This is a genomic window from Carbonicoccus niuqiaonis (genome assembly GCF_050157065.1).
Classification (GTDB): Bacteria; Actinomycetota; Actinomycetes; order Propionibacteriales; family Propionibacteriaceae; genus Avipropionibacterium.
This window is the reverse complement of sequence record NZ_CP189573.1, coordinates 1058759-1082168: the sequence shown is the minus strand read 5'-3', so window position 1 is coordinate 1082168 and position 23410 is coordinate 1058759. Positions and strand designations below refer to the sequence as shown.

The following is a 23410-nucleotide window of genomic DNA, read 5'->3' as shown; positions in this document are numbered from 1 at the left end:
GTCAAAAGATGCGGAGGGTGAGGTGGCTCTTCAGTTCCGCATGAGGAGCAAGGACCAACGCCGTGCCGTCGTCGATGCCCGCAGCCAAGCCACCTGTGGTTGGGCTGCTCTGTGGTTCGACGCCCATCACCGCAGCACGGCCGTACCACGGGAATCCGCTACCGGCTACTTGCACCCACACCCACAGATGCGGCCAGACATCGCCGTTCCACGTCAGTTCCACGCTCGTGTCGTCCGGAAGACCGTGGATGACCACCCGTGGCTCTTGGAGGTCGGAGACCACGAGCAGCCGCTCGACCGGACCGTCCGGGATTCGGGAGACGTCCACCGTCGACCCGTCCTCGGAGGTATACCTCGGCCACGGGAAGGTGACCGCATCTGCCAGGCCTGCGGCACGCAGCTCAGACGAGTCTTCGGCGTGGACGATGCCGCCGGCGAGCTCCAGGCGGGTACTGGGGCCCGCAGGGAAGACTGGATGATGACCCCAACAGAAGCGCTGGGTCTCACCCACGGTGTTCCGAACGGTCTCGGTGACCTCGACCTGAGTACCTGTCACCGCCACCGTTCGGTGAACGACGAGTGGAAGTCGCAACCGATCGCAGGTCAGTTCCACCTGAGACGCACTCGTGGACCGAACCTCCCACGGTGCGGCCCACACATCACCGTGGAACGGGTGCCTGACCCCGTCGACATGGCACTCGGCGCCAGAGTTGGGCAGTTGCTCACGCCACGCCAAGTCGTAGTCGGCGTGCAGGTCTGCCCACGTCGACCCGTAACCACCAAGAAGCTGGGCACTCGGGACGGGGTTCTCCCAGTTCCGGCGTGCGAGCAGTTCGGGCCCGTTGCGACGACGCAGGCTCAGCACCGACCCGCCTGACTCGGGCGAGAGCTGCAACTCGACCTCATCGCTACCGACACACAAGCTCATCCCTTGACCGCCCCCGCCGTGATGCCTTGGACCAGATGTCGCTGCAGGAGCAGGAAGACGACCACAACGGGTATCGACATCACGATCGACGTTGCCATCAGCTCGCCGTATCGGATCCCGTACTGCCCGATGAAGTCACTCAGGCCCACCGGAAGCGTCCACGTCTCCTTGGTCGTGGTCATGGACAGGGCGAACAGGAACTCCTGCCAGACAAGGACCGCCAGCCACACCGCAGCGGACACCAGTCCCGGCACCGCCATCGGTGCCACCACGTACCGCAACAGCTGCCAGGTCGATGCCCCGTCGATGTGGGCCGCCTCGAACACTTCCTCAGGCAATCCGGACAAGAACGTGTACTGCATGATCGTGGCGACCGGCAAGGTGAGCGCCACGTAGGCCAGCGCCAAGCCGGGGCGTGAATTGATCAGTCCCAGTTCCCTGGCGCCCGCGAAGATCGGGATGATGATGGCTGCTGCAGGCACCATCTGGCCCGCTATCAGGAACGCGAGCAGGCCAAGTCTGAGCCGCCCACGAAACCGTTGCAACCCGAAGGCACCGAGGAAGCCCAGTCCGGTGGAGATCACGATCGTCAGGGCTGAAACGACCACACTGTTGAAAAGGTAGCCCCCGAACTCGGGACGAAGTGCAGCGCGGTAGTTGTCCAGCGTCAGCGAACTCGGCCACAGCTGGGCCGGCGTGGCGAACGGCTCATCGGCAGGCTTGAGCGAGATCCCGACCATCCAGGCGATCGGCACCAGCACCAGCAACGTCGCGACCACCTGGACGACCTTGATCGGCAAGGACGCGTACTCCTTCATCTGACCGCTTCCTTCTCGGTGATCCAGACTCGATGCAGGTACGGCACGAGCAGTACGAGCAGCATGACGAAGGCGACCACACCGTAGGCGGACGCCAATCCAAAGTTGAAGTTCCCGAAGCCGGTCTGGAAGATCATCGTTGGGAAGATGTGAGTCGCATTCAGGGGACCACCTCGCGTCGTGATCCAGATCAGGTCGAAGTAGTTGAAGGTGAAGATCGAGGTCAGCAGGAGCCCCATCTGGATCACCGGCAGTACAGCGGGAACGATCACATGACGGAGGAGCCCGACAGTTCCTGCCCCGTCTATCCGGGCAGCCTCCACCAAGTTGCGATCCACCGTGGTCAGGGCCGCGAGGTACAAGATGAAGCTGAACGGAAAGCCCTTCCAGATGGCGGCCAAGGAAACTGCGATCATGGCCGTCTGCGGCTGGGACAGCATCTGTGCCCCGGCACCTCCGACCCCGACACGCTGCAGGATCGAGGCGATCAGACCGAGCTGCGGATCGTACATCAGCCCCCACAGCACGGCTCCGACGACCCCTGGGATCACCCAAGGGAGCACCAGCAGCGCACGGAGCAGGCCCGACAGTTGCCACCGCGGGCTCATCAGTAGGGCCATGGCGAAGCCCAGCACATTTTGACCGACGACGACCAGGATCGTCCACACCAAGGAGTTGCGGACGAGCAGGGACAGAGAACCGTCGTCGATCATGCGCTGGTAGTTCGCCATCCCGACGAAGCCCTGCTTGCGACTGAAGCCGCCGCCAAGCGTCCCCGTCAGTGATTGCCAGCCGGTGTTGACCAGAGGCAGGTAGATCAACACCGTGACCGCGATCACGGCCGGTACGACGAACAATCGTGCCGCACTGTCGGGGGAGACACGCGGCGAACCCGAGCGCCGGGACCGCTGCCTGTCAGGCAAGGCCATCGATCCGCTGGCTGGCCTCGTCTGCAGCCGCCTGCACCTCCGTGCCGTTGAGGATCTTTTGGAACATCTCCTGCTGAATCAAGGACACGTCGAGGTACTTTGGCGACAACGGCCGCGGTCGGGCGTTCTCCAGATGGGTCATGATCACCTCAGGGTTCAACCTGTTCTCCTGCAAGAAGCTCTCAGCCGCCGCGACGTTGCCCGGGATGAGGTCGACGACCTTGCCGTTGACCTCCGGGCTGACCAGGAAGTCGATGAACGTCATCGCAGCCTCCTTACGTGCATCGTCGTCGCTGGCGAAGAGGGCCAGATTCCAGCCGCCGTACGTCCCGATGGGTGTCTGGCCGTCTGGCGCGGAGCCAGCGACGAAGTCCCAGTCCAGATCACTGTCGGCCAGTGTCGGCTGCTCGAGAGCGGGCCACCACTCCGTCGCCACCGTCTGGTTGAGGAAGAGCTCGCGGATCTTCTCGTTGGTGTTGTTCAGGACACCGTCGGGGGCGAACGGCACCAGTGAGTGAAGGAACCGAAGCGCCTCCACCGCTGCTGGCTGGTGGAGCGCAGACCGTCCCTGATCATCGAGAATCGAACCGCCGTTGCTGTAGATGAACGAATCCATCACACAGACCGTGCTCTCGTAGTTCGAGCCGAACAGCCCGATCGGGGCTACCTGGGATGACGCCATGGCCTCGCCCAGTTCAGTCAGACCGGACCAGTTCGTCAGGGCCTCCAACTCCACACCCGCGTCGGCGAGCAGCTTCTTGTTGGCGTAGGTGAACTGCCACACGTCCACGTTGAACGGAACTCCGAAGAGCTTTCCGTCGACCAACGCCGATTCCCACGCACCGGGAAAGAAGGAGTCATGAGAGATCTTGGTCTCCCCGATCATGTCGTCCAGCGGCAGGATGCTCTCCCCCGCAGCCAGCCCCGCGGTCCAGATCTGGTCAACGGTCGCCACATCGGGGGCGTCACCGCCTTGGACAGCCAGTTGAAGCCGCTGTTGGTACTGGTCGTACGGCACCGTTGTCACCTCGACCTTGATGTCAGGGTGCGCCTCGGTGAACTGGGCCACAGCAGCCTGCTGATACTCGCTGAGACCCGACTCGGACTGCTGGTTGTCCCACCATTTCAAGGTGATGGGGCCCGAGTTCCCGCCTCCGGTACCACCGTTCTGCGGGGTGCATCCGATCGCGCCCCCGAGTGCCGCTCCCAGGCCCGTGGCCATGACGGCTCGTCTGCTCAACTTCATGATGTTCCTCCCTGAACCTATGTGTTCTGAACCGATGTGACTTCGTGGACGTGGTTGTGGCTTGTCACGGCACCGATGCCGACGAGGGGTGCGTCAGCATCGCCTGCTCCGCCGTGGCCAGCTCGTCACACAGCGCAGTAGCGGCCTTCCCCGCCAGCAGTCCGGCCACCAGGATTCGACCGGCCTCGGCCTGCATGGCCGCGAAGCCAGTGGCGCGGGGCCGCAGGAAGGCTTGCTTCATGGCGGCCTTCGTCCCGGTGAAGAACCCGCCGAAGTGTGGGTCGTCACAACCGGCACGCCATGCCGACCATGCCGCTGGCTGGCCACCCAGTGGTACGAAGAAGCTTCGTTGCACCGAGGCTGAACCAAGCCACGCTGCCAGGGCAGCTGCAGCTTCCGGATGCGCGGACTCACGGTGCACGCCAAGGCCGGCGCCTCCCAACATGCCCCGGAGCCCATCACCTCCGAGCACGCCCGGCGACGGACCGAAGACCAGGCGCCCGTCGCCGCGTCGTTGGTCCGCGTACGGGGCATAGCCGAAAACGAACGGGCTGTACGCATGGGCCGGGTTGCGCACCATCGTGTCCAGAACCTGGATCGGGTTCAGTCGGACCGAGTCTGGAAGGACGTATGGCCACACCCGCTGCATCAGCTCGACAGCCGCACGTGCCTGAGCGCTGTCGAAGCCGGGCCAACCAGCGGCCACGTCGGCGCCCATGTTGATCATGAGAGAGACCAGCAAGGCCCCGGCATGAGTGGGCACCAAGGGCAGCAGCACCGAAGCCGTACCCCTTGACCGGGTGATCTCGTCGATGACCCCCTCCAACGTCTTGGCCTGTGGCTCGGCCACGTCGACACGCCTCACGGCAAAGGTCGCCGCCGCATCCAGTCGCACGCCGAAGACCTGTCCGTTCCAGACGTATGACAAGTGGGAGGCGCCCACCGCGTCGGCGGCGAGGCCATCGACAACCTGCTGGGTCAGCAATCCTGTCAGATCGTGCAACAACCCGTTGGTGGCGATGGTTTCCACATGTGGGTGGTCAAAGGTCACCAAGTCGTAGCCGGCACCCGGACGAAGCTCCGTGCCACGCTCGAAGTCCGCCAAGGGCGTGAAGTCCCAGCGGACCGTCACGGAGGCGTCGACCGCCTCATAGGCCCGTGTCGCGGCGAGCAGCGGCTCCACGACTCTGGGATGGTCGAACGAGACCCCACGAAGTGCGACAGGTCCCCTGCCAGCCCGATGCAGCGCCACCATCACAGATCCTCGAAGTTGGCACGACGCTTCTCATTGAAGGCGCTGACACCCTCTCGCCCGATGGGGGACTTGAACAGGTCGGTCAACAACGCGATGTCACCGGCCAAGGCATCGGTCTCGTCGCCACAGGTGGAGAGGCGTTCCTTGGCGAGCTCGAGGGCTCGGCGGGACAGCCTGTTGACACGTCGTCCCAACCGCAGGGCTGTCGACATCAGCTCAGCCGGTTCGACGACTTCGATCACCAGGCCCGCCGCAGCAGCCGTGACCGCGTCGACCCGTTGCCCAGTCAGGACGAGGTGACGGGCGAGTTGTGGCGCGACCTGGGCCAGTCCGGACAGGCCTCCGCCTCCGGGAACCAGGCCGAGCCCGATCTCCGGCAACCCGAACTCAGCGGTGGAGCTGGCCACGACGGTGTCGCAGGCCAACACCATCTCCAGGCCACCACCCAGCGCATAGCCGTTCACCGCGGCAATGACCACCAGACGTGACTCGCGGAGCCGTCGGTAGACGGCCGCCCCGGCCTGTTGGAAGGCCTCGAAACCAGCCACGTCGTCGGCACCGTAGTCCGCGATGTCTGCACCGGCCATGAACGCCCGCCCCTGGCCAGTCAGCACGACGGCCCGATGCCGGGGGTCCAATTCCAGTTCGTCGAGCACCCTGATCAACTCAGCCTGCATCAGGGTGTTGATGGCGTTCAGCTTGTCCGGTCTGGCGAATTCGACGACAGCAACGCCGTCCTCGATTCGGGTCGTCAGGGTCCCGCCTCCCGCTTCGACCTGGTGCTCACCCATCCTGCTCACCCCCAGCAGCCGGCGCAGGCTTCCACTCACTGACGACCTGGTCGGCGAAGAGTTGGTCGATCGTTGCCGCGTCGTACCCCAGCTCGGCCAAGAGCACACGACTGTGCTCGCCCGGCATCGGCGGCGGAAGCACCCGGGCCGGAGCTCCGGTCATTCGGAATGGCAGGCTTCCGGTCACGATGCTCCCGTACGCCGGGTGATGCAATGTCTGGAACGCCCGGGAGGCCTGCAGTTGCTCCAGGCCGACGACCTCCTCGAAGTCCAGGACGGGAGCGGCCCACACCCCACGGGTCTCGAGCAGGCGTGCCAGCAGCTCGTCGCGGGCATCCCCCCTCATGGCCTCCTGCAAGAGCCTCTTCACCGCATCTCGATCGTGGTACGGGTGCAAGACCTCGAGGGCATCACGTAGCTCTGCACCACCCACCACCTCTGCGAGTGCCGGCAGGTCGGACATCGCCAACGCGATGTGCCCGTCGGCAACTGCATAGATTCCGTACGGTGCTTCGTTCCACGGCGCAACCACGCCCTCGGCACTCCGCTCCCAGCGCTGCCCGAGGTTGACGTGAGCGAAGATCTCTTGGCACTGCATGGCGACCGCGGTGGACAACATGTCCACGTCCACGACAGCTCCCTTCTCCGCAGTGTCGCTGGGCAACCGTCGCTCACGGCCCAGCAGAGCCGACAGCACCGCGATGACGTTCATGAGCGCCGTTGCTGCGTCAACCAGGGAGTTCGCCATGGCCTGCGGTTCGGAGTCGGCCCGTCCTGACTGAGCCGCCATCCCTGACATGGCCTGCAACAACAAGTCCTGACCGGGGTTCTGGGCCAGCGGCCCGTTGGCGCCGAAACCGCTGCTGCCGACGCAGATCAGGTCGGGACGGACGGCCTGCAGGTCCACTGCACCGAGCCCGAGCCGCTCCATGGCGCCAGGCCGGAAGTTGTTCATGGCGACGTCAGCACTCCTCGCCAGGTCGAGCACGACGTCCTTGGCTCGAGGGTCCTTCAGGTCCAAGGCGATGCTCTTCTTGCCGCGGTTCATGGCCAGGAAGAACGGGCTCTGGCCGTGCATGAACTCACCCATCGACGGCAAGGCTCGTTCCCACTCGCCCGTACCGTACTTCTCGATCTTGATCACCTCGGCTCCCAGATCGGCCAGCAACTGGGTTGCGAAAGGGCCCGCCATCATCTGGGTGAAGTCCAGGATGCGGATCCCGCTGAGGGGTGGCTGCACGTCTGTCATGTCTCCGTTTCGATCATGTGAGTTGCTGTGGTCGAGTGTCAGGCGCGGACCGTGAGCCCACCGTCGACTGCGATGGTCTGACCGGTGACGAAGCTGGCGCTGTCGGATGCGAGGAACCCCACCACCTCGGCCACCTCCCGGGCATCGCCGAAGCGTCCCAGGGGGTGGGCATCCGCCCATCCCTTGACTATCGAGTCGGGGTCTTTCGCCTCCGCCAGGATCCGCTCGTTCATGGGTGTCCAGATGGTGCCGGGGGCAACACTGTTGACCCGGATGCCGTGCTTTGCCCATTCCAGGGCAAGTTGCCGAGTCATCGCATCGATGGCGCCCTTGGATGCTGCGTACGCTGTCCACCCGGGGAAGCCCCGGAGCCCCTGCACCGAACTGGTGTTGACGATGCTGCCACCCTCGCCCTGTGCCTCCATGTGCCGGATCGCCTCGTTGCAACCGCGACGCACTCCGCCGAGGTTCACCTCCATGGTTCGCGCCCATCCCTCGTCGCTGAGGTCGGGCGCCGACCCAGGTCGAGCAATGCCTGCATTGTTGTGGCAGATGTGCAGCGCTCCGTACCTGGCGACGACCTCGGCGAAGGCGTCAACCACGCTGTCGGTGGAACTGACGTCGATCGGCTGGAACTGGATGTTCAGCCCGGCGGACTGCATCTCCTCGACTGCTGCGACACCTCGTTGTTGATCCAGGTCCATGGCCACGACGGTGGCGCCGCGTTCCGCCAGGAGCCGGGCCGTGGCAAGACCGATCCCCATGGCCGCTCCCGTGACAACAGCGATCCTGCCGTCAAGCCTGATCCGGTCCCCGGTGCTCATGGGGATTACGTTCACAGCTTTCGAACCGGTTCGAAAGTGCCGGGATCCCATCGTTACCTTTCCGTTACCTTGCGCATCTCTCGACCCTGGGAGCACAGGCCGCCCTGTCTGCTGAATGCCAGTCGCTACCGTGGTTCTCGATGACGAAGCCAACTCGCGTACGTCTTCGCGACGTCGCTGCCGCAGCGGGGGTCTCGGTCGGTACCGCCTCGGAGGCCCTGAACGGGGTCGAGGGTGTCAGCGCTGCGACTCGGGCGTCCGTCGTGGAGGTGGCTCGACGACTCGGCTACACCCCCAACCGGAGTGCACGCAGCCTCGCCGGACGGGGACGACGTTCCATCGGCGTCCTCATCTCCGGACCGACCTCGATGGACTGGCTGTTCAATCCCGTGTTCATGGAGTTCTTCCGCAGCATTCAACACGTACTGAGCCAGCAGCAGGTGGAGTTGATGATGGAGATCGCTGCCGACGACGTGGAACTGGACCGGATCCGGTGGCTGACCCACGAGGTGGGCGTGGACGGGCTCATTCTCATCGGTACCCGGCGACCCGACGCCGAACTTGCCCAGCTCGGCCGGGCGTTGCAGGCGCCCATCGTGACGCTGGTCAGACACCCACTGTGGCCGGGCCAACCTGCAGTGTCAGTGGACAACGAGGAAATCGGTCGGATGGCTGCCGACCACCTGCTCGAACTCGGGCACCGCTCGGTGGGCTACATCGGAGCCCTGCCCGGCGTCGGTCTGGCCGAGGAACGCATCCGCGGGTTCGTGACCAGACTCAATGAGGCAGGGGCGGCCCTTCCGGCCGAACACGTTCGGCCTGGCGACTACTACCAGCAGAGTGGTCAGGACGAGATGGAGTGGCTGTTGGACCACACCGACGTCACGGCTGTCTTCTGCGGCAACGACATGATGGGGCTCGGCGCGATCCGAGCCTGCCTGTCACGAGGTGTGAGGGTCCCAACAGACCTGTCCGTGATGGGCTGTGACGGGATCCCGAACCTCGACATGATGGCTGTCCCGTTGACCACCATCGCTCTCCCCGCGTCGGCGATGGGTGCCGCTGCCGCCCACCTCGTGTTGCAGGCCCTCGACACACCATCCATGAACTCGCGCCTCTTCAGCGCCGAACTCGTCGTCAACGGCTCCACCGGCCCGGTCCCTGCCACCCGCCGCGACATCACCGCCGCCGGGGAGCACGTTGATCCACCAAGCTGAACACGCCGATCCACCAAGCTGAACTTGTCTGCCTCGGTGCGGACAGGTGGTCACCGACCGGCGGCACCCCTCTACGCTCGGCACATGCCGGAGTCGTCGAACCACCTGCTGCTGACCAACGCCCTTGTCGTCGACGGGACCGGCGCAGAGCCGTTCCAAGGGGAGGTCGAGGTCCGCGGGGAACGCATCGAGCGGGTCTCACCGGGCGTCTCCGATGCCGTCGGCCGTCCGGCCGGGGTGACGGTGCTCGACGTCGGTGGGCAGGCGGTGAGCCCCGGCTTCATCGACATGCACACCCATTCCGACCTGCAGATCCTTGCCAATCCGGACCATGCGGGCCGGATCACCCAGGGCATCACCCTGGAGGTGCTCGGCCAGGACGGGTTGAGCTACGCCCCGGTCGACGACGCCACGTTGCCGATCATCCGTGACAGGATCCGCGGCTGGAACGACGACCCGGCCGGCTTCGACTGGAACTGGCGGACCGTCGCGGAGTACCTGGCCCGGCTCGACGACGGTCTCACCTGCCATGCCACGTACCTGGTCCCGCACGGCAATCTCCGCCAGCTCGCGATGGGTACCGACTCGGCCCCTGCCGACCATGATCAACTCGCCGCACAGCTCGACCTGCTGCGCGACGGGATGGCCGCCGGCGCGGTCGGCATGTCCGCCGGGCTCACCTACGTCCCGGGGATGTTCGCGACCACCGACGAGTTGGTGGCCCTGTGCGAGGTCGTCGCCGAGTACGGCGGACTGTACGTACCGCACCACCGCAACTACGGCGCCGACGTGATGGGTGGGTACGGCGAGTGCTTCGAGATCGCCCGCCGATCAGGGGTACGGCTGCATCTGGCCCACACCCACCTCAGCTTCGCGCAGAACGCCCACCGGATGCCGGAGCTGTTGGCGATGTTCGACGCTGCCGAGGCCGACGGCGTCGACTTCAGCTTCGACGCCTATCCGTACCCGGCGAGCATGTCGACCCTGCACGCCCAGTTCCCCAGCTGGTCGCAGACCGGCACGGTCGACGAACAGTTGGCGATGTTCACCGACGCGGCCACCCGGGCCCGGCTGACCGAAGCGGTCGACGTGACCGGCTCCGACGGCCATCAAGGCTTCCCCGTCGACTGGACCAAGGTCGTGATCGGCGGCGTCCCGGCCGGCGACTGGGAGTGGACCGTCGGCCTGTCGGTCGCCGAGATCGCCGACCGGTCCGGGGTGGCACCGGCCGCGGCGGCGATGGACCTGCTCGTCGGCACCCGGTTCGGCGCCTCGTGCGTGATGTTCCTGGGCAGCGAGGAGCACCTGCAGCGGTTGATGCAGCATCCACGGCACACCGTGGGCAGCGACGGGATCATGGTCGGTGCCCGACCCCACCCGCGCGCCTTCGGCACCTTTCCCCGAATCCTCGGCCACTACTCCCGCGAGCTCGGGGTGCTGGACCTGCCGGAGGCGGTACGGCACATGACCAGCGCCCCGGCCGCTCGACTCGGCTTCACCGACCGGGGTCGGCTGGCCGCGGGCGCGGTGGCCGACCTGGTCGTGTTCGACCCGGCCACGGTCGACAGCCCGGCCAGCTACACCGAACCGCACCGGTGGGCGACCGGCATCGACCGGGTGTACGTCGCCGGCACGGCTGCCGTCGTCGCCGGACGACCCACCGGGGCGCGCCCGGGCCGGGCGCTACGCCGTACGGCCTGAAGTCCACCCATCCACCGCGCAGAAGGACAACCACGACCATGACCAGCAGTGCCCTGCCCATCACCCCCGCCTTCGACGTCGAGGTGCAGACGCCGGGGCTGGTGGTCGACCTGGACCGCGTCGCCGCCAACGTCGCGGCGATGGCCGAGATCAGCCATGCGGCCGGCATCGGGTTCGTACCGCATGCCAAGTCGCACCGAAGCCCCGAGCTGGGTCGGCTGCAGCTGACCCACGGTGCCGACGGGCTGTGCCTGGCGAAGCTGGGCGAGGCGGAGGCGTTCGCCACCGAGCTGGCCGACGTACCCGAGTTGCACGTCTTCATCGCCTACCCGCTGGTCGGCACGGACAAGGCACGCCGGGCGATGGCCCTGGCCCGTCGCGTCGAGCTGACCGTCGGCACCGACTCGGTGGCCGGTGCGGCGTCGATCGGCGAGGTGTTCGCCGGGTCCGGGATGCGCTGCCGGATGTTCCTGGCGATCGATTCGGGACTGCATCGCGAAGGGGTGGCGCCGGCGGACGCGCCACGGGTCGCGGCCGAGATCGCCGCCCTGCCGGGCGTACACCTCGACGGCATCTACACCCACGAGGGATCGGTGATGCAGGCCGACGGGCCCGACGACCTGATCGACCGATCGGTCGCGGTCGGCGAGCTGATGGCCCGCACCGCCGAGCAGATCCGGTCCGCCGGGGTGCCGATCACCGACGTGTCCCCCGGCTGCTCCGGGTCGGCCAGCCACCTGGCCGACGTGCCCGGGCTGACCCAGCTGCGCCCGGGGATCAACACCTTCGGCGACCTGGGCCAGCTGGCCTTGGGCAACACCGACCTGGACCGGATCGCCGTCCGGGTGCTGGTGACCGTGGTCAGCCATCCCGAACCGGGCCGGGCCTGCATCGACGCCGGCACCAAGTCGATCGGCGCCGACCTGTTGCCGGCGAAGGCGTACGCCGACCAGTACCCCGGGTACGGGTTGCTGGTGAACGCGCCGGGCTGGCAGGTGAGCAAGCTGTCCGAGGAGCACGGCTGGCTGAGTTGGGCCGGGGAGGGTCCGCCGCCACCGCTGCCCGTCGGTACCCGGCTGGAGTTGGTGCCGAACCACGTCTGCGTGGCGTTCGGGTCACTGCGCCGCTGGACCGGGGTGCGCAACGGCCGTCGGGTCGGTCAGCACGACTGTCTCGCCCCGGGCAGCTCCGAGTAAGGACCCCTCGACACGCTCGGGGGACGGATCAGTACCAGTTGTTCGCCTGCTTGAACGACCAGGCGCTGCAGGGAGTGCCGAAGCGGTCCTTCACGTACTTCAGGCCCCACTTCAACTGGGTGGCCGGATTGGTCTTCCAGTCCGAGCCGGCCGAGGCCATCTTGCTCGCCGGCAAGGACTGCGGGATGCCGTACGCCCCGGAGCTCGGGTTGGTCGCGGTGGTCTTCCAGTTGGATTCGGAGACGATCAGCTTGTCGTAGCAGACCCACTGCTGACCGGTCCAGCCGTACTTGTTCGCCGCCATCTGGCGACCGATCTCGCGCGGCGTGGTGGCCGTACGCGGGTCGTACCCGTCCTCGCGGATCTGACGCTGCAACAGCTGTTCGGCGGCCTGCTCCCGACGGTCGCGCTGCTCGGCCAGCGCCTTCTCCCGCGCCGCCGCAGCCTTGGACCGTGCCGCAGCCGCACGCTGCGACGCCTCGGCCTCGGCGGACGCCTGGGCAGCCGCACTGGCCGAGGCGGCGGCCTCACTGGAGCGGGGCTCGGAGCGGTTGCTGCGCTCCTCGCGTCCGGTCGGTTCGCCCCCGGCAGCCGGAACCGCGCTGTGCACGGCCGGTTCGGCGAACACCGCCGTGTGGGGATGGTCCACCGAGACGGCCACACCGAGGGCTGCGGCCGCCAGCAGAGCGCCGGTCAGGGCATGTCGGGTCACATCACGCACGGACCGACACTCTGCCACATAACGGATTGATCACGAAACCCCGCGACGCGCACCGGGGTGTCCGGATTCCGCAGCTGCCCGTGCCTCAGAGCTGGATGTCCTCCAACATCTCGGTGACCAGGGCGGCGATCGGCGACCGTTCGGAGCGGGTCAGCGTGACGTGGGCGAACAGCGGGTGGCCCTTCAGCCGCTCCACCACGGCCACCACGCCGTCGTGCCGGCCGACCCGCAGGTTGTCGCGCTGGGCGACGTCGTGGGTGAGCACCACCCGCGAATCCTGTCCGATCCGGCTCAGCACGGTGAGCAGGACGTTGCGCTCCAGTGACTGCGCCTCGTCCACGATCACGAATGCGTCGTGCAGCGAACGGCCCCGGATGTGGGTCAGCGGCAGCACCTCGAGCAGGCCGCGGTCGAGGATCTCGTCGATCACCACGTTCGACGTCACCGCGCCGAGGGTGTCGTACACCGCCTGCGCCCAGGGGCCCATCTTCTCGTTCTCGCTGCCGGGCAGGTAGCCGAGCTCCTGACCACCCACGGCGTACAGCGGGCGGAAGACCACCACCTTGGAGTGCTGGCGGCGTTCCATCACCGCCTCCAGGCCGGCGCACAGCGCGAGCGCGGACTTGCCGGTGCCGGCGCTGCCGCCCAGCGAGACGATGCCGACACTCGGGTCGAGCAGCAGGTCCAGTGCCACCCGCTGCTCGGCCGACCGACCGTGCAGGCCGAACGCGTCGGCGTCGGAACGCACCAGCTTGAGCTGCTTGCCGGGGGTGACCCGGCCCAGCGCGGTGCCGCCGGGGGCGACCAGCACCACGCCGGTGTGGCAGGGCAGGTCACGGACCGGGTCGGAGTCGACGACCTGGTTCTCGTACAGCTCGTCGACGACGTCCTGAGCCACCTCGAGCTCGGTCATCCCGGTCCAGCCGGACTCCACCGCCAACTCGGCGCGGTACTCCTCGGCGGGCAGGCCGACCGAGGACGCCTTGACCCGCATCGGCAGGTCCTTCGAGACCAACGTGACGTCGGCGCCCTCCTTGCGGTAGTTCAGCGCCACCGCAAGGATCCGCGAGTCGTTGTCACCGAGCCGGAACCCCTCGGGCAGGGCGGTCGGGTCTGTGTGGTTGAGCTCCACGTGGACGGTGCCGCCCACGTCGTTGACCGGGACCGGCGCGTCGAGTCGACCGTGGACGATCCGCAACTCGTCCAGGAAGCGCAGTGCACTGCGGGCGAAGTAGCCCAGCTCACTGTGGTGACGCTTCCCCTCCAGCTCGGTGATCACGACGACCGGCAACACCACGTCGTGTTCGGCGAACCGTCGCATCGCGTACGGATCACTGAGCAGGACGGAGGTGTCGATGACGTAGGTGCGTCGTCGCTGCGCCACGGTCTCCGCATCGGGGGCACCGTCGGGGACGGTCCGGGCGGGCGTGACGTCGAGGCTCGGTACGGCTTGGTCAGGCACGAGGTGTCCTTGCCCGAGGCCGTACGCCACCCGCGGCCGGCCTCGTCTGTCGTTCAGACGGGCCGACGGGGTCCTGGGCCTGGTGCTGGCCCGCAGCTGCGCTGAGTCACCTGCGCGGATCCCACAGTGGTCAAGTCATGCCTCCCGGCAACCACCGGTGGTCACTCGGCCCCGAGGGGTCGGGCCACCACCTTCTCGGCTGGACGGCTTCCCCACCGTCCATGCCACAGACGGTACGCATCACGAACGACCTGCACGGGGCGCCACGCCGTGGCCCCAGATGAACCTCAGGTTGCGACCCGGTGTCGGCCGTCCCCTCGGGTCGGCGGCGCCCCCGGGTCCGGGCATGTCCGACTCACTTGCCGAAGCGGCGCTCCCGCTGTGCGAACACGCGCAGCGCCCGCAGGAAGTCGACCTTGCGGAAGTCCGGCCACAACGCCTCGCAGAAGTAGTACTCGCTGTGCACCGACTGCCACAACAAGAACCCGCCCATCCGCTGCTCGCCGGAGGTGCGGATCACCAGGTCGGGGTCGGGCTGGCCGGCGGTGTACAGGTGGTCGGCGATGTGCTCGATCTCGAGGGTCCGGGCCAGCTCCTCGATGCTGGTCCCCTTCTCGGCGTGGTCGGCGAGCAGGGACCGTACGGCATCGCGCAGCTCGTGGCGACCCCCGTACGACACCGCGATGTTGACCATCATCCCGGTCTGGTCGGCGGTCGAGTCGGCCGCCGCGTCGAGCCGGGCCGCGACGTCGTCGGGCAGCAGGTCGAGGGCGCCGACGCACTGCACCCGCCAGTCCCGGTGCGCGGCGAGCAGGTCGGCCAGGTCGGTGATCACCCGCAGCAGCGGCCCGACCTCCTCGGCGTCCCGGCGGATGTTGTCGGTCGACAGCACCCACAAGGTGACGACCTGGATGTGGGCCTCGTCGCACCACTCGGCGAAGTCGACCAGCCGTTCGGCGCCGGCGCGGTAGCCCACCTCGAGCGGCTCCCCCGGCGCGTTCGCGCGGGCCCACCGACGGTTGCCGTCGGCCATCACCGCCACGTGCCTCGGCAGCTGGTCGGGTCGGATGTCGGCGAGCAGCCGATGCTCGTACGTGCTGTACAGCAGGCCCGCGGGATGCAACCGGTCCACGAACTCGCGGAGCCGGTCGAGTCGTCCCATGGGCGGCAGGTTACGCCCTCACCCCGGAGCCGAGCCGGACGTCCGGCGCGCCGCGCCACGTTGAATCCTACGATTCCGTAACCTACGATTGCGTAGGTAAGGCTTCATCGACCTTCGGCGCACCGTCACTCCTCGAGCCCCAGGCAGGCCCCATGAGCACCCAGCAGGCATCCCGCAGCCGGCAGCACACCGAGCGACCGACCGACGCCGACCAGTCCACCCTCCGGTCCGAGAGCAGTGGTTCGGCCGAAGCGGTCACCGAGGTCATCCGTCAGGTCAAGCCGAAGCTCCGCGGCTGGCTCCACGCGGGTTGGACCCCGCTGGCCGTCGCCGCCGGGATCGTGCTGGTGGTGCTGGCCCCCACCGGTCTGGGCAAGCTCGGCGGTGCGGTGTTCCTGGCGGCCAGCCTGCTGTTGTTCGGCACGAGTGCGCTGTACCACCGGTTCTACTGGGGCGCGCAGGGCGAGGCCGTGCTGCGACGGATGGACCACGCCAACATCTTCGTCTTCATCTCCGCCACCTACACGCCGTTGGCGCTGCTGCTGTTGGAGGGCACCGACCGGGTCGTGCTGCTCAGCCTGGTCTGGGGGGCCGCGGTGATCGGACTGCTGTTCCGGCTGTTCTGGTTGTCGGCACCCCGGGCGCTGTACACCGTGCTGTACCTCGCGGTGGGCTGGGCCGCGGTCGGCTGGATGCCGCAGCTCTGGACCAACGGCGGTCCGGTCGTGGTGGTGCTGATCGCCGCCGGCGGCCTGCTCTACACCGTCGGCGCGATCGTGTACGGGACCAAGCGCCCGAACCCGTCGCTCCGCTGGTTCGGGTTCCACGAGATCTTCCACGCCTGCACCATCTTGGCGTTCACCTGCCACTACATCGCGATCTCCATGGCCACCTACGCCGCCGGCTGAGATCGGTGTCGGGTCGCGGTCGCGCCACCGCAGTCGTGCGGCAGGCTGGACGCATGACACTCCCGGACGGACTGACCAGCCGCCCCCTGACCGACGACCTGTGGCACGGTGCGCTCGACCTGGAACGCACCGACCTCGGCGTCCGCCCGCATCGGCTGCCGGCAGCGGCGCGCTTCGACGCCGACCCGGCCCTGCTGGTGGCCGAGGCCGAGTCCTCCGGGGTGCGGCTGGCGTTCCGGACCGCGGCGACGGTGATCGAGTTGACGGCTCGACCCACCCGGCGCACCTTCGCCGGCGGCCCCGAACGGCCGGTGGGTGCGTACGACCTGGTCGTCGACGGGGTCCTGGCCGATCAGCAGAGCATCGCCGGCGGCACCGTCCTGGTCAGCGACCCGGCCACCGGAAAGACCGAGACGCGACCCGGCGAACCCGGCACGGTCCGCTTCGCCGACCTTGCCAAAGGTACGAAGCGTATCGAGATCTGGCTGCCCCACAACGAGAACACCGAGCTGGTCGGACTGCGCGCCGACGCCCCGCTCGAGCCGATCGTCGACGGTCGGCGACGCTGGGTCCACCACGGCAGCTCGATCAGTCACGGTTCCAACGCCACCCACCCGACCGGCATCTGGCCCGCCGTCGCCGCCGGCCTCGCCGGGGTGGACCTGCTCAACCTCGGGTACGGCGCCAGCTGCATGCTGGACGGCTCGGTCGCCAGGACGATCCGTGACCTGCCGGCCGACGTGATCAGCCTCAAGCTCGGCATCAACCTGGTCAACTTCGACGTGATGCGGCTGCGCGCGTTCACCCCGGCCGTGCACGCGTTCTTGGACCTGATCCGTGACGGGCACCCCACGACCCCGCTGCTGGTGGTCACCCCGCTTCGCTCACCCACCCACGAGGACGTCCCCGGCCCGGGTCAGCTGGACCCGGAGGCGTGGCAGCGCGGTGAGGTGCGGTTCCGGGCGACCGGGGACCCGGCCGACATTCCGGCCGGTCGGTTGACCCTGGAGGTGATCCGGGCCGAGCTGACCCGCATCGTGGAGTTGCGGGCCGCCGACGACCCAAACCTGCACCTGCTGTCGGGGCTGGAGTTGTACGGCCCGGCCGACGACGAGGCCCATCCGTTGCCGGACGGGCTGCACCCCGACGGGCCGACCCAGCGACTGATCGGGGAGCGGTTCGCCGAGCGGGTGTTCGCGTCCGGCGGCCCGTTCGGCGTCACAGCTCCGACAGCGTGACCTGACGGCGCTCGTGGATGCTGCGGTGGACCGCTTCGGTGAACCGTAGGTAGCGCAGCCCGTCGTCGAAGGTGGTGCGGCGGACCGGCTCGGTGCCCCGGATGGCGCCGACGAACTCCTCCTCGACCCGCCAGCCGATCGCTTGCTCGGCAGGGATGTCGACCGGAGTCAGCTCGGTGTCGCCCCGGTGACCTACGGCCAGGACGCCGTCGGCGAGCCGGATCGTCCCCTCGGCGCCATACAGGTGAATCGCATTCTTCGGCCCGAGTGCGGTGCTCTGGCTGATCATGATCCGCAGCTGCGCCCCGCAGGCGAGCTCGCCGGTCACGTCGACATGATCAGGAACGTCCACCGTACGGAGGGTGCCGCCGTCGCTGGCGTCGGGTCGACGGCGCACGGAGGTGCTGGCGAACGCCGACACCCGGGTCGCCTCCCCCAGCCACCGCAGGACCGCTTCGTAGTGGATCCCGAGCGACATCACGTTGACGCCGCTGATGTCGGTTCGCTGCCGCCAGGTCACCGGTGCGGTCGGGTCGGCGAAGCCGGAGCGCTCCTCGACCTCCACGCTGACCAGGTCGCCGATCGTCCGGTCGGACAGCAGGCGGCTGATCGTCGCGTCGAACGGCAGCGTGTACGGGGCCGGCACCACCTGGGCGACCAGGTGCGGGTTGGCCTGCGATGAGCTGATCATGGTGCGGGCCTCGGCGACGTCACGGGCCAGCCGGGCCTCGCACAACACGTGCTTGCCTGCTTCGAGAGCGGCTACCGTGAGTCGGGCGTGCATGTCGGGCCACGTCCCGATCACGATGGCGTCCAGCGAGCTGTCGGCGATCAGGTCCCACCAGTGATCATGGACGGTCGCGATGCCGAAGTCAGCGGCAACACGTTCCCCGGAGGCGGGGCTGCGGTTGCTGACTGCGACCACCTCCACCCCGGCGATCGCCTGCAGCTTGGGGATGTGGTGCCGTCTGGTGTTTCCGCCGGCGCCGATGACGCCGACCCGGAGCGTGTCAGTCATGGCCACCACCCTAGAAGGGGCGACGGGCAGCTGTCTGCGGTGTCGCCGATTCGTGGCCGACCCGAGCTGGACGTGGTCCGATGGACCATCGGCCACTGGTGGCCCGGACGGAAGGGTTCTGCGATGTCGGAACTGATGCTCGACTTCATCACCTCGTTGGACGGCTTCGGCGCGGCCGAGGGTTGGCCGGGGTTCTGGGGCATGGAGGGCCCGGAGTACTTCGCCTGGATGGCACAGGACTCCCATGCCCAGGACACGGTGTTGATGGGCGCCAAGACCTACACGTTGATGTCGGCGTTCGCAGCGGACGGCGAGGAGGGCACCGGTGCGCTGGACGCGCTGGACAAGGTGGTGTTCTCCAGCTCGCTGACCGAACCACTCGCGTGGGCCAACACCCGGCTGGTCACCGGCGACGCCGTCGAGGCCGTCTCGGAGCTGAAGCGGCAAGGCGTGCCGATGCGTACCCTCGGCAGCGTGTCGCTGTGCCGATCACTGCTCACCGCCGGCCTGGTGGATCGCTACCGGGTGGTCGTCTTCCCGGTGGTCACCGGCGCCACCGGCCAGGACCGGATCTACGACGGCTGGCCCGACGTCCGGCTGGAGCTCGTCGACCACAAGGTGTTCGACGGACGGCTACAGCTGCTGGAGTACCTCCCCACCGTGCTGGACGGCCCACCCGGAACCCCCGACTGAGACCGAGCCCCCGCCCGTCGAGCTTGTCGAGACGCCTGCACCCACCCGTCAGCGCACGGGTGCCGCCAGCTGACCGGCCAGATCGGACTCGGTCGTCACCGGCCGATGGCAGACATGGTCCCGGCACACGTACGCCGTGGCCCGGTTGCCGATCGCCGTTCTGCCTTGCAGCACAGGGATCCCGGCAGCATCGGGGGGTCCGTCCCCGGAGCCGACCACGACCACCGACCCGGCCGGGGCCTGCCGCCATGCCACGCTGACGAGCGCTGCGATGTCGACACCGTCGGTGGCCGGCACGATCGCGACCTCCGCCGCCGGCCGGGCACCCAACTGCGTGACCGCGTCGTACAGGGCCCAGCCGGCGGCACGCGGCGCCCGGGCGACGAGCGCCCCGACAGTGGTGAGCCTGCTGTCGGCCCGTTGCCGCCAGCGGTCGTTGCCGGTGAGCCGCTGCACCAGGCGTTCGGCCCGTAGTGCCGCGGTGGTGGCCGACGGGATCGCGTTCTCCGCCACCTCGCGAGGCCGGAGGAACAGCTCCTCGGCGTCGCTCGCGGTGTCGTACAAGCCACCGTCGTCGGCGCCGAACCGTTCCTCGAGCGAGTCCAGGAGCCCAACCGAACGGTCGAGCCACGCGCCGTCCCCCGTCGCACACGCCAACACCGCACAGCCGTGGGCCAACCCGGCGTAGTCCTCGGCCACCCCGGCCGCTCGCGACACGACACCGTCCCGGGATGACCGCGCCAGTCGACCGGTCGACTCGTCGAGGTGGAGGTCCAGCACGGTGGTCGCGGCGGTGGTCGCCACGGTCAGCCAGTCCGGCCGGGCGAAGATCATCGCCACCTCGGCCACGGCGGCGACCGCCCAACCGTTCCAGCCGGCCACCACCTTGTCGTCACGGGACGGACGGGGCCGGGCGGTCCGCGCCTCGAGCAGGGCCGGTCGGATGTCGGTGGGCAGCTCGACCTCCGAATCCCGTTGCAGGACAGAGGTTCCACCTTCGAAGGTGCCGGCATTGGTCACCCGGTGGGCCAGCTTCGCGACGGCGCCCAGCTCGGGACCCAGCACGGCGTCGAGCTCTGCGGGGGTCCAGACGTAGTAGGCGCCCTCCTCGTGCTCGGCGCTGTCATGATCAGCTGCACTGTCGGCGTCGAGCGACGAGGCGAAGGCACCTTGGGTGGTGGTGAGCTCATCGGCCAGCCAACCGACCGTCAGCTCCACCACCTCGGCGAACCGGGTCGCATCCTCGCCTCGCCGATTCGCCTCCCGGGCGGCGTGGCCGTACACCCCGAGCAGCAACGCGTTGTCGTACAGCATCTTCTCGAAGTGCGGCACCACCCATGCCACATCGGTGCTGTAGCGGGCGAACCCGCCGGCGAGCTGGTCGAAGAGCCCACCGTCGGCCATCGCCAGACAGGTGTCACGCGCCATTGTCCAGGCCTGGTCGGCCACCGCACCGTCGCCCTGGGCGGCGCGGGCGAGGAGGGCGTCGAGCACCATCGACGGCGGAAACTTGGGCGCACCGCCGAACCCGCCGTGCCGATCGTCGAAGTCGCCGGCCAGGGTGATGACGGCCAGGTCGATCTCGTCGACGCCCACCTCCCCCGGCGGTGGCACGGCTGCCCGTTTCGCCAGCTCTGCGGCAATGTCGGCCGCTCCCGTGCGCACCTGTTCCGTACGGTCACGCCACGCGTCGGCCACCGCGTCCAGCACCTGCGGGAACGACGGCATCCCGTGTCGAGGCTCGGGCGGGAAGTACGTGCCGGCGTGGAATGGCTTGCCCTCCGGGGTCAGCCACACCGACATCGGCCACCCGCCCTGACCGGTCAGGGCAACCGTGGCGGCCATGTGGACCGCGTCGATGTCAGGTCGCTCCTCGCGATCCACCTTGATCGCCACGAAGTTCGAGTTGATCATGGCCGCGACCTGTTCGTCAGCGAAGCTCTCGTCGGCCATCACGTGGCACCAGTGGCAGGCCGCGTAGCCGATCGACAGAAAGATCGGCACGTCACGGCGTACGGCTTCGTCGAGCGCCTCGGGCCCCCACTCCTGCCAGTCGACCGGATTGTCGGCGTGCTGGAGCAGGTACGGGCTGGTCGCGTCGGCGAGACGGTTGGCCATGGTGCTGACTCCTTGTCGAGTGGCGGCCCTCCGCTCCCTGAGCTGGTCGAAAGGGCCACCTCCAGCCTAGGGACCGGGTGTCCGCCGCAGCACCGGCGCTCCGCCCCGACGGGAGTGGTTCACCAGGTTCGCAGCGTGCCCCCGGCTGCCTCGGACTCCTTGGCCTGCAGCACGACCCGGGTGCTGACCAGCGCTCCGGGGCCGGTCAACGGCCTGGTGACCGCCCGGACCAGGTTGGTCAGCACCCAGTCGGCCTCCCGGCTCGGCCGGCCGCAGCTCAACACCACTGGTTCGGCGTCCCCGAGCACCGACACCAGGCGGCCGCTCCGGACGTCCCACTCGACGGTGCCTGTACTGCCGATCACCTCGACCGCGTACGGCACCGCGACCGGCTGGTCCGGGTCGACGGCCGGCCCGGTGGTCTGCCAGATCTCGAGGCGGACCGAACGACCGTCCACCTCGGCCCCGGCCTGCAGCCGCAGGACCTCTCCGTCCCGGGCCGGTTCGTCGATCGGCACCCGTACGGTTCCGGTCTCGGCACCGGTGAGCCGGCAGAACAGGTCCACCGCTTCGTACGTGGCGGCCTCCCGTTCCTGCCCACTGACCTCGGCGCCGATGGTGAGGGCAACGCCCTCGAGCTGCCCCAGGCGCCCACGGGCCAGCAGTTCGGCAGCCAGCGTGGCGGTCTGGTGGCCACGCCACGTGTGCACCGCGGTGACGGCGGCGCCGGCTGCGATCCGTGCGGCCAGATCATCCAGGTCGGCCACGGTGTCGGCGAGCGGTGGCAGGACCAACACACCGGCACCGGCGTCCAGCGCAGCGGTGATCACCGGGTGGGCGCCGGAGGGCACGGCCACCCCGACCAGGTCAGGCAGTGTCGAGGTCAGCAACGCCTCGTGCGCAGCGAATCCGGGCACCTTGGTGTCGGTGGCGATGCGGTCGCGTACGTCGGTGGCGTGACCCTCGGCCACGGCGACCGGGCGGATGCCGGCTCGCCGTCGGTTGAACGGTGCCGTCAGGACGTGATGGCGTGGGTCGCTCAGCCCCACGAGGGCGTACCTGATCATGGATCCTCCCGGCACGGTGGCCCACTCTCGCGTCGCGGGCGTGCGTCGGACAGTACTAGCAGATCTGCCCGCTCATCCACGACGTCACGATGAGGGAGGAGGAAGCAGGCAACGACCCCTCCCCCATACTGGAGCCTTGGCGCCGACCAGGGAGCGCCGACGATGGGACCGACATGACGTTTCGCCTGATCGACCGGGTGGCACAAGCGCTCACCGCGCTGTTCGCGGTGGCCTTCGTCATCGTCGGCGTCACCGCGGTGCTGAGTCTGTTGCAGACCCGATGGCTGCAACTCGGGGTGTCGGTGGTGATGGTGCTGCTCTTCGCCCTGCTCGGCTGGTCAGAACTGACCCGGGCCCGGAGTTCGTTGGTCATCCACGAGGACAGTGTCACCCGTACGGGCTCGCGCGGTTGGTCGTTTCCCCGTGAGGAGGTCACCGACGCCACGGTCGGCCAGGCGGCGCGCGGAGCTCCCGTCCTCTTGCGGATGCGGGTGCAGGCCGCGACCGCACGCCAGCCCTTGGTGCACAACGAGATCCGCCGGTCCTGGTGGCTCGCCCGCCCCAACCGGGACCCCCGCACGGTCGTGCTGCGGGTCGATCCCCGCGAGGTCCCCCCGATCCGGTGCGCGTTGGACCTGCCCGCGGAGTGAGCCCGACCCCGACCCCCGACGTCTCGACAAGCTCGACGGGCGTGAGGTACGGCCTCGACGGGCGTGAGCACGACTCGAAAGCTGTGGGCACGGCTCGACGGCTGTGGGCAGGCACGCTCACGCAATCGAGCGGGCAGTCGGAGCGGCGTCTGCTCGTGCGCCGCCTCTCCAACCGCCCGCTCGGCGTGGCCGGACCTCGCCAACTGCCCACTCGACGCA

At 68.4% G+C, this 23410-nt stretch carries 21 protein-coding genes; 7 read left to right on the top strand and 14 right to left on the bottom strand.

Features of this window, described 5'->3' with window-relative positions; translation table 11 throughout:
* Position 1: 1 nt before the first annotated feature.
* The 8 genes from ACQBAU_RS04950 to ACQBAU_RS04915 form a co-directional block, all read right to left on the bottom strand.
* Positions 2-865 carry an aldose epimerase family protein gene (locus tag ACQBAU_RS04950; RefSeq protein ID WP_465259460.1) on the bottom strand — a complete coding sequence of 288 codons (864 nt, stop codon included), beginning with the start codon at positions 863-865 and terminating at the stop codon, positions 2-4.
* 59 nt (positions 866-924) lie between these two features.
* Positions 925-1746, bottom strand: a complete 822-nt coding sequence (locus ACQBAU_RS04945; RefSeq protein ID WP_465254976.1) for a carbohydrate ABC transporter permease — start codon at positions 1744-1746, stop codon at positions 925-927.
* Positions 1743-2585, bottom strand: coding sequence for a carbohydrate ABC transporter permease (locus tag ACQBAU_RS04940; RefSeq protein WP_465259459.1), 843 nt, complete (start codon positions 2583-2585; stop codon positions 1743-1745). The genes ACQBAU_RS04945 and ACQBAU_RS04940 overlap by 4 nt, the downstream gene beginning before the upstream one ends.
* A 76-nt stretch (positions 2586-2661) precedes the next feature.
* Positions 2662-3897 (bottom strand): ABC transporter substrate-binding protein, encoded by a 1236-nt coding sequence (locus ACQBAU_RS04935; RefSeq protein ID WP_465259458.1) that lies wholly within the window; start codon positions 3895-3897, stop codon positions 2662-2664.
* Positions 3898-3985: 88 nt separating this feature from the next.
* The gene (locus tag ACQBAU_RS04930) at positions 3986-5104 is read right to left on the bottom strand and encodes a hypothetical protein (protein WP_465254979.1); all 1119 of its coding nucleotides are present in this window, start codon (positions 5102-5104) and stop codon (positions 3986-3988) included.
* A 71-nt stretch (positions 5105-5175) separates the two neighbouring features.
* Positions 5176-5967 (bottom strand): enoyl-CoA hydratase/isomerase family protein, encoded by a 792-nt coding sequence (locus tag ACQBAU_RS04925; RefSeq protein ID WP_465254980.1) that lies wholly within the window; start codon positions 5965-5967, stop codon positions 5176-5178.
* Positions 5960-7216 carry a CaiB/BaiF CoA transferase family protein gene (locus ACQBAU_RS04920; protein ID WP_465254981.1) on the bottom strand — a complete coding sequence of 419 codons (1257 nt, stop codon included), beginning with the start codon at positions 7214-7216 and terminating at the stop codon, positions 5960-5962. Before ACQBAU_RS04920 ends, ACQBAU_RS04925 begins: the two co-directional genes overlap by 8 nt.
* A gap of 38 nt (positions 7217-7254) precedes the next feature.
* Complete coding sequence (locus ACQBAU_RS04915; RefSeq protein ID WP_465259457.1) at positions 7255-7980, bottom strand: SDR family NAD(P)-dependent oxidoreductase; 726 nt, start codon at positions 7978-7980, stop codon at positions 7255-7257.
* A gap of 200 nt (positions 7981-8180) precedes the next feature.
* Between ACQBAU_RS04915 and ACQBAU_RS04910 the strand changes: the two genes are divergently transcribed.
* From ACQBAU_RS04910 to ACQBAU_RS04900, 3 genes are all read left to right on the top strand, one after another.
* Positions 8181-9257, top strand: coding sequence for a LacI family DNA-binding transcriptional regulator (locus ACQBAU_RS04910; protein WP_465254982.1), 1077 nt, complete (start codon positions 8181-8183; stop codon positions 9255-9257).
* Positions 9258-9341: 84 nt separating this feature from the next.
* Positions 9342-10958, top strand: a complete 1617-nt coding sequence (locus tag ACQBAU_RS04905; protein WP_465254983.1) for an N-acyl-D-amino-acid deacylase family protein — start codon at positions 9342-9344, stop codon at positions 10956-10958.
* Between the two features lie 38 nt (positions 10959-10996).
* Positions 10997-12154 (top strand): alanine racemase, encoded by a 1158-nt coding sequence (locus tag ACQBAU_RS04900; RefSeq protein WP_465254984.1) that lies wholly within the window; start codon positions 10997-10999, stop codon positions 12152-12154.
* Between the two features lie 28 nt (positions 12155-12182).
* Here ACQBAU_RS04900 and ACQBAU_RS04895 read toward each other — a convergent pair whose 3' ends face one another.
* The 3 genes from ACQBAU_RS04895 to ACQBAU_RS04885 all read right to left on the bottom strand — a co-directional run bounded on the left by ACQBAU_RS04895 (position 12183) and on the right by ACQBAU_RS04885 (position 15499).
* A complete protein-coding gene (locus tag ACQBAU_RS04895) occupies positions 12183-12875 on the bottom strand; it encodes an aggregation-promoting factor C-terminal-like domain-containing protein (protein WP_434549935.1) in 693 nt (230 codons plus the stop codon).
* Positions 12876-12960: 85 nt separating this feature from the next.
* Positions 12961-14196 carry a PhoH family protein gene (locus tag ACQBAU_RS04890; RefSeq protein WP_434549997.1) on the bottom strand — a complete coding sequence of 412 codons (1236 nt, stop codon included), beginning with the start codon at positions 14194-14196 and terminating at the stop codon, positions 12961-12963.
* A gap of 496 nt (positions 14197-14692) precedes the next feature.
* A complete protein-coding gene (locus ACQBAU_RS04885) occupies positions 14693-15499 on the bottom strand; it encodes an isoprenyl transferase (RefSeq protein WP_434549934.1) in 807 nt (268 codons plus the stop codon).
* 152 nt (positions 15500-15651) lie between these two features.
* Between ACQBAU_RS04885 and trhA the strand changes: the two genes are divergently transcribed.
* Together trhA and ACQBAU_RS04875 are read left to right on the top strand one after the other, a co-directional pair.
* Complete coding sequence (gene trhA / locus ACQBAU_RS04880) at positions 15652-16407, top strand: PAQR family membrane homeostasis protein TrhA (RefSeq protein ID WP_465254985.1); 756 nt, start codon at positions 15652-15654, stop codon at positions 16405-16407.
* A gap of 53 nt (positions 16408-16460) precedes the next feature.
* Complete coding sequence (locus ACQBAU_RS04875; protein ID WP_465254986.1) at positions 16461-17645, top strand: SGNH/GDSL hydrolase family protein; 1185 nt, start codon at positions 16461-16463, stop codon at positions 17643-17645.
* On the opposite strand, the gene ACQBAU_RS04870 is transcribed toward ACQBAU_RS04875, so the two are convergent.
* Positions 17626-18663 (bottom strand): Gfo/Idh/MocA family protein, encoded by a 1038-nt coding sequence (locus ACQBAU_RS04870; protein WP_465254987.1) that lies wholly within the window; start codon positions 18661-18663, stop codon positions 17626-17628. The genes ACQBAU_RS04875 and ACQBAU_RS04870 overlap by 20 nt on opposite strands.
* Before the next feature lie 123 nt (positions 18664-18786).
* Here ACQBAU_RS04870 and ACQBAU_RS04865 point away from each other — a divergent pair, with 123 nt between their 5' ends.
* Positions 18787-19356 (top strand): dihydrofolate reductase family protein, encoded by a 570-nt coding sequence (locus ACQBAU_RS04865; RefSeq protein WP_465254988.1) that lies wholly within the window; start codon positions 18787-18789, stop codon positions 19354-19356.
* A 48-nt stretch (positions 19357-19404) separates the two neighbouring features.
* On the opposite strand, the gene ACQBAU_RS04860 is transcribed toward ACQBAU_RS04865, so the two are convergent.
* Both ACQBAU_RS04860 and ACQBAU_RS04855 read right to left on the bottom strand, forming a co-directional pair.
* On the bottom strand, positions 19405-21474 hold the full coding sequence (locus tag ACQBAU_RS04860) for a thioredoxin domain-containing protein (protein ID WP_465254989.1): 2070 nt from the start codon (positions 21472-21474) through the stop codon (positions 19405-19407).
* Positions 21475-21593: 119 nt separating this feature from the next.
* A complete protein-coding gene (locus ACQBAU_RS04855) occupies positions 21594-22541 on the bottom strand; it encodes a Gfo/Idh/MocA family oxidoreductase (RefSeq protein ID WP_465254990.1) in 948 nt (315 codons plus the stop codon).
* Between the two features lie 173 nt (positions 22542-22714).
* Here ACQBAU_RS04855 and ACQBAU_RS04850 point away from each other — a divergent pair, with 173 nt between their 5' ends.
* Positions 22715-23191, top strand: a complete 477-nt coding sequence (locus ACQBAU_RS04850; RefSeq protein ID WP_465254991.1) for a hypothetical protein — start codon at positions 22715-22717, stop codon at positions 23189-23191.
* Positions 23192-23410 lie beyond the last annotated feature (219 nt).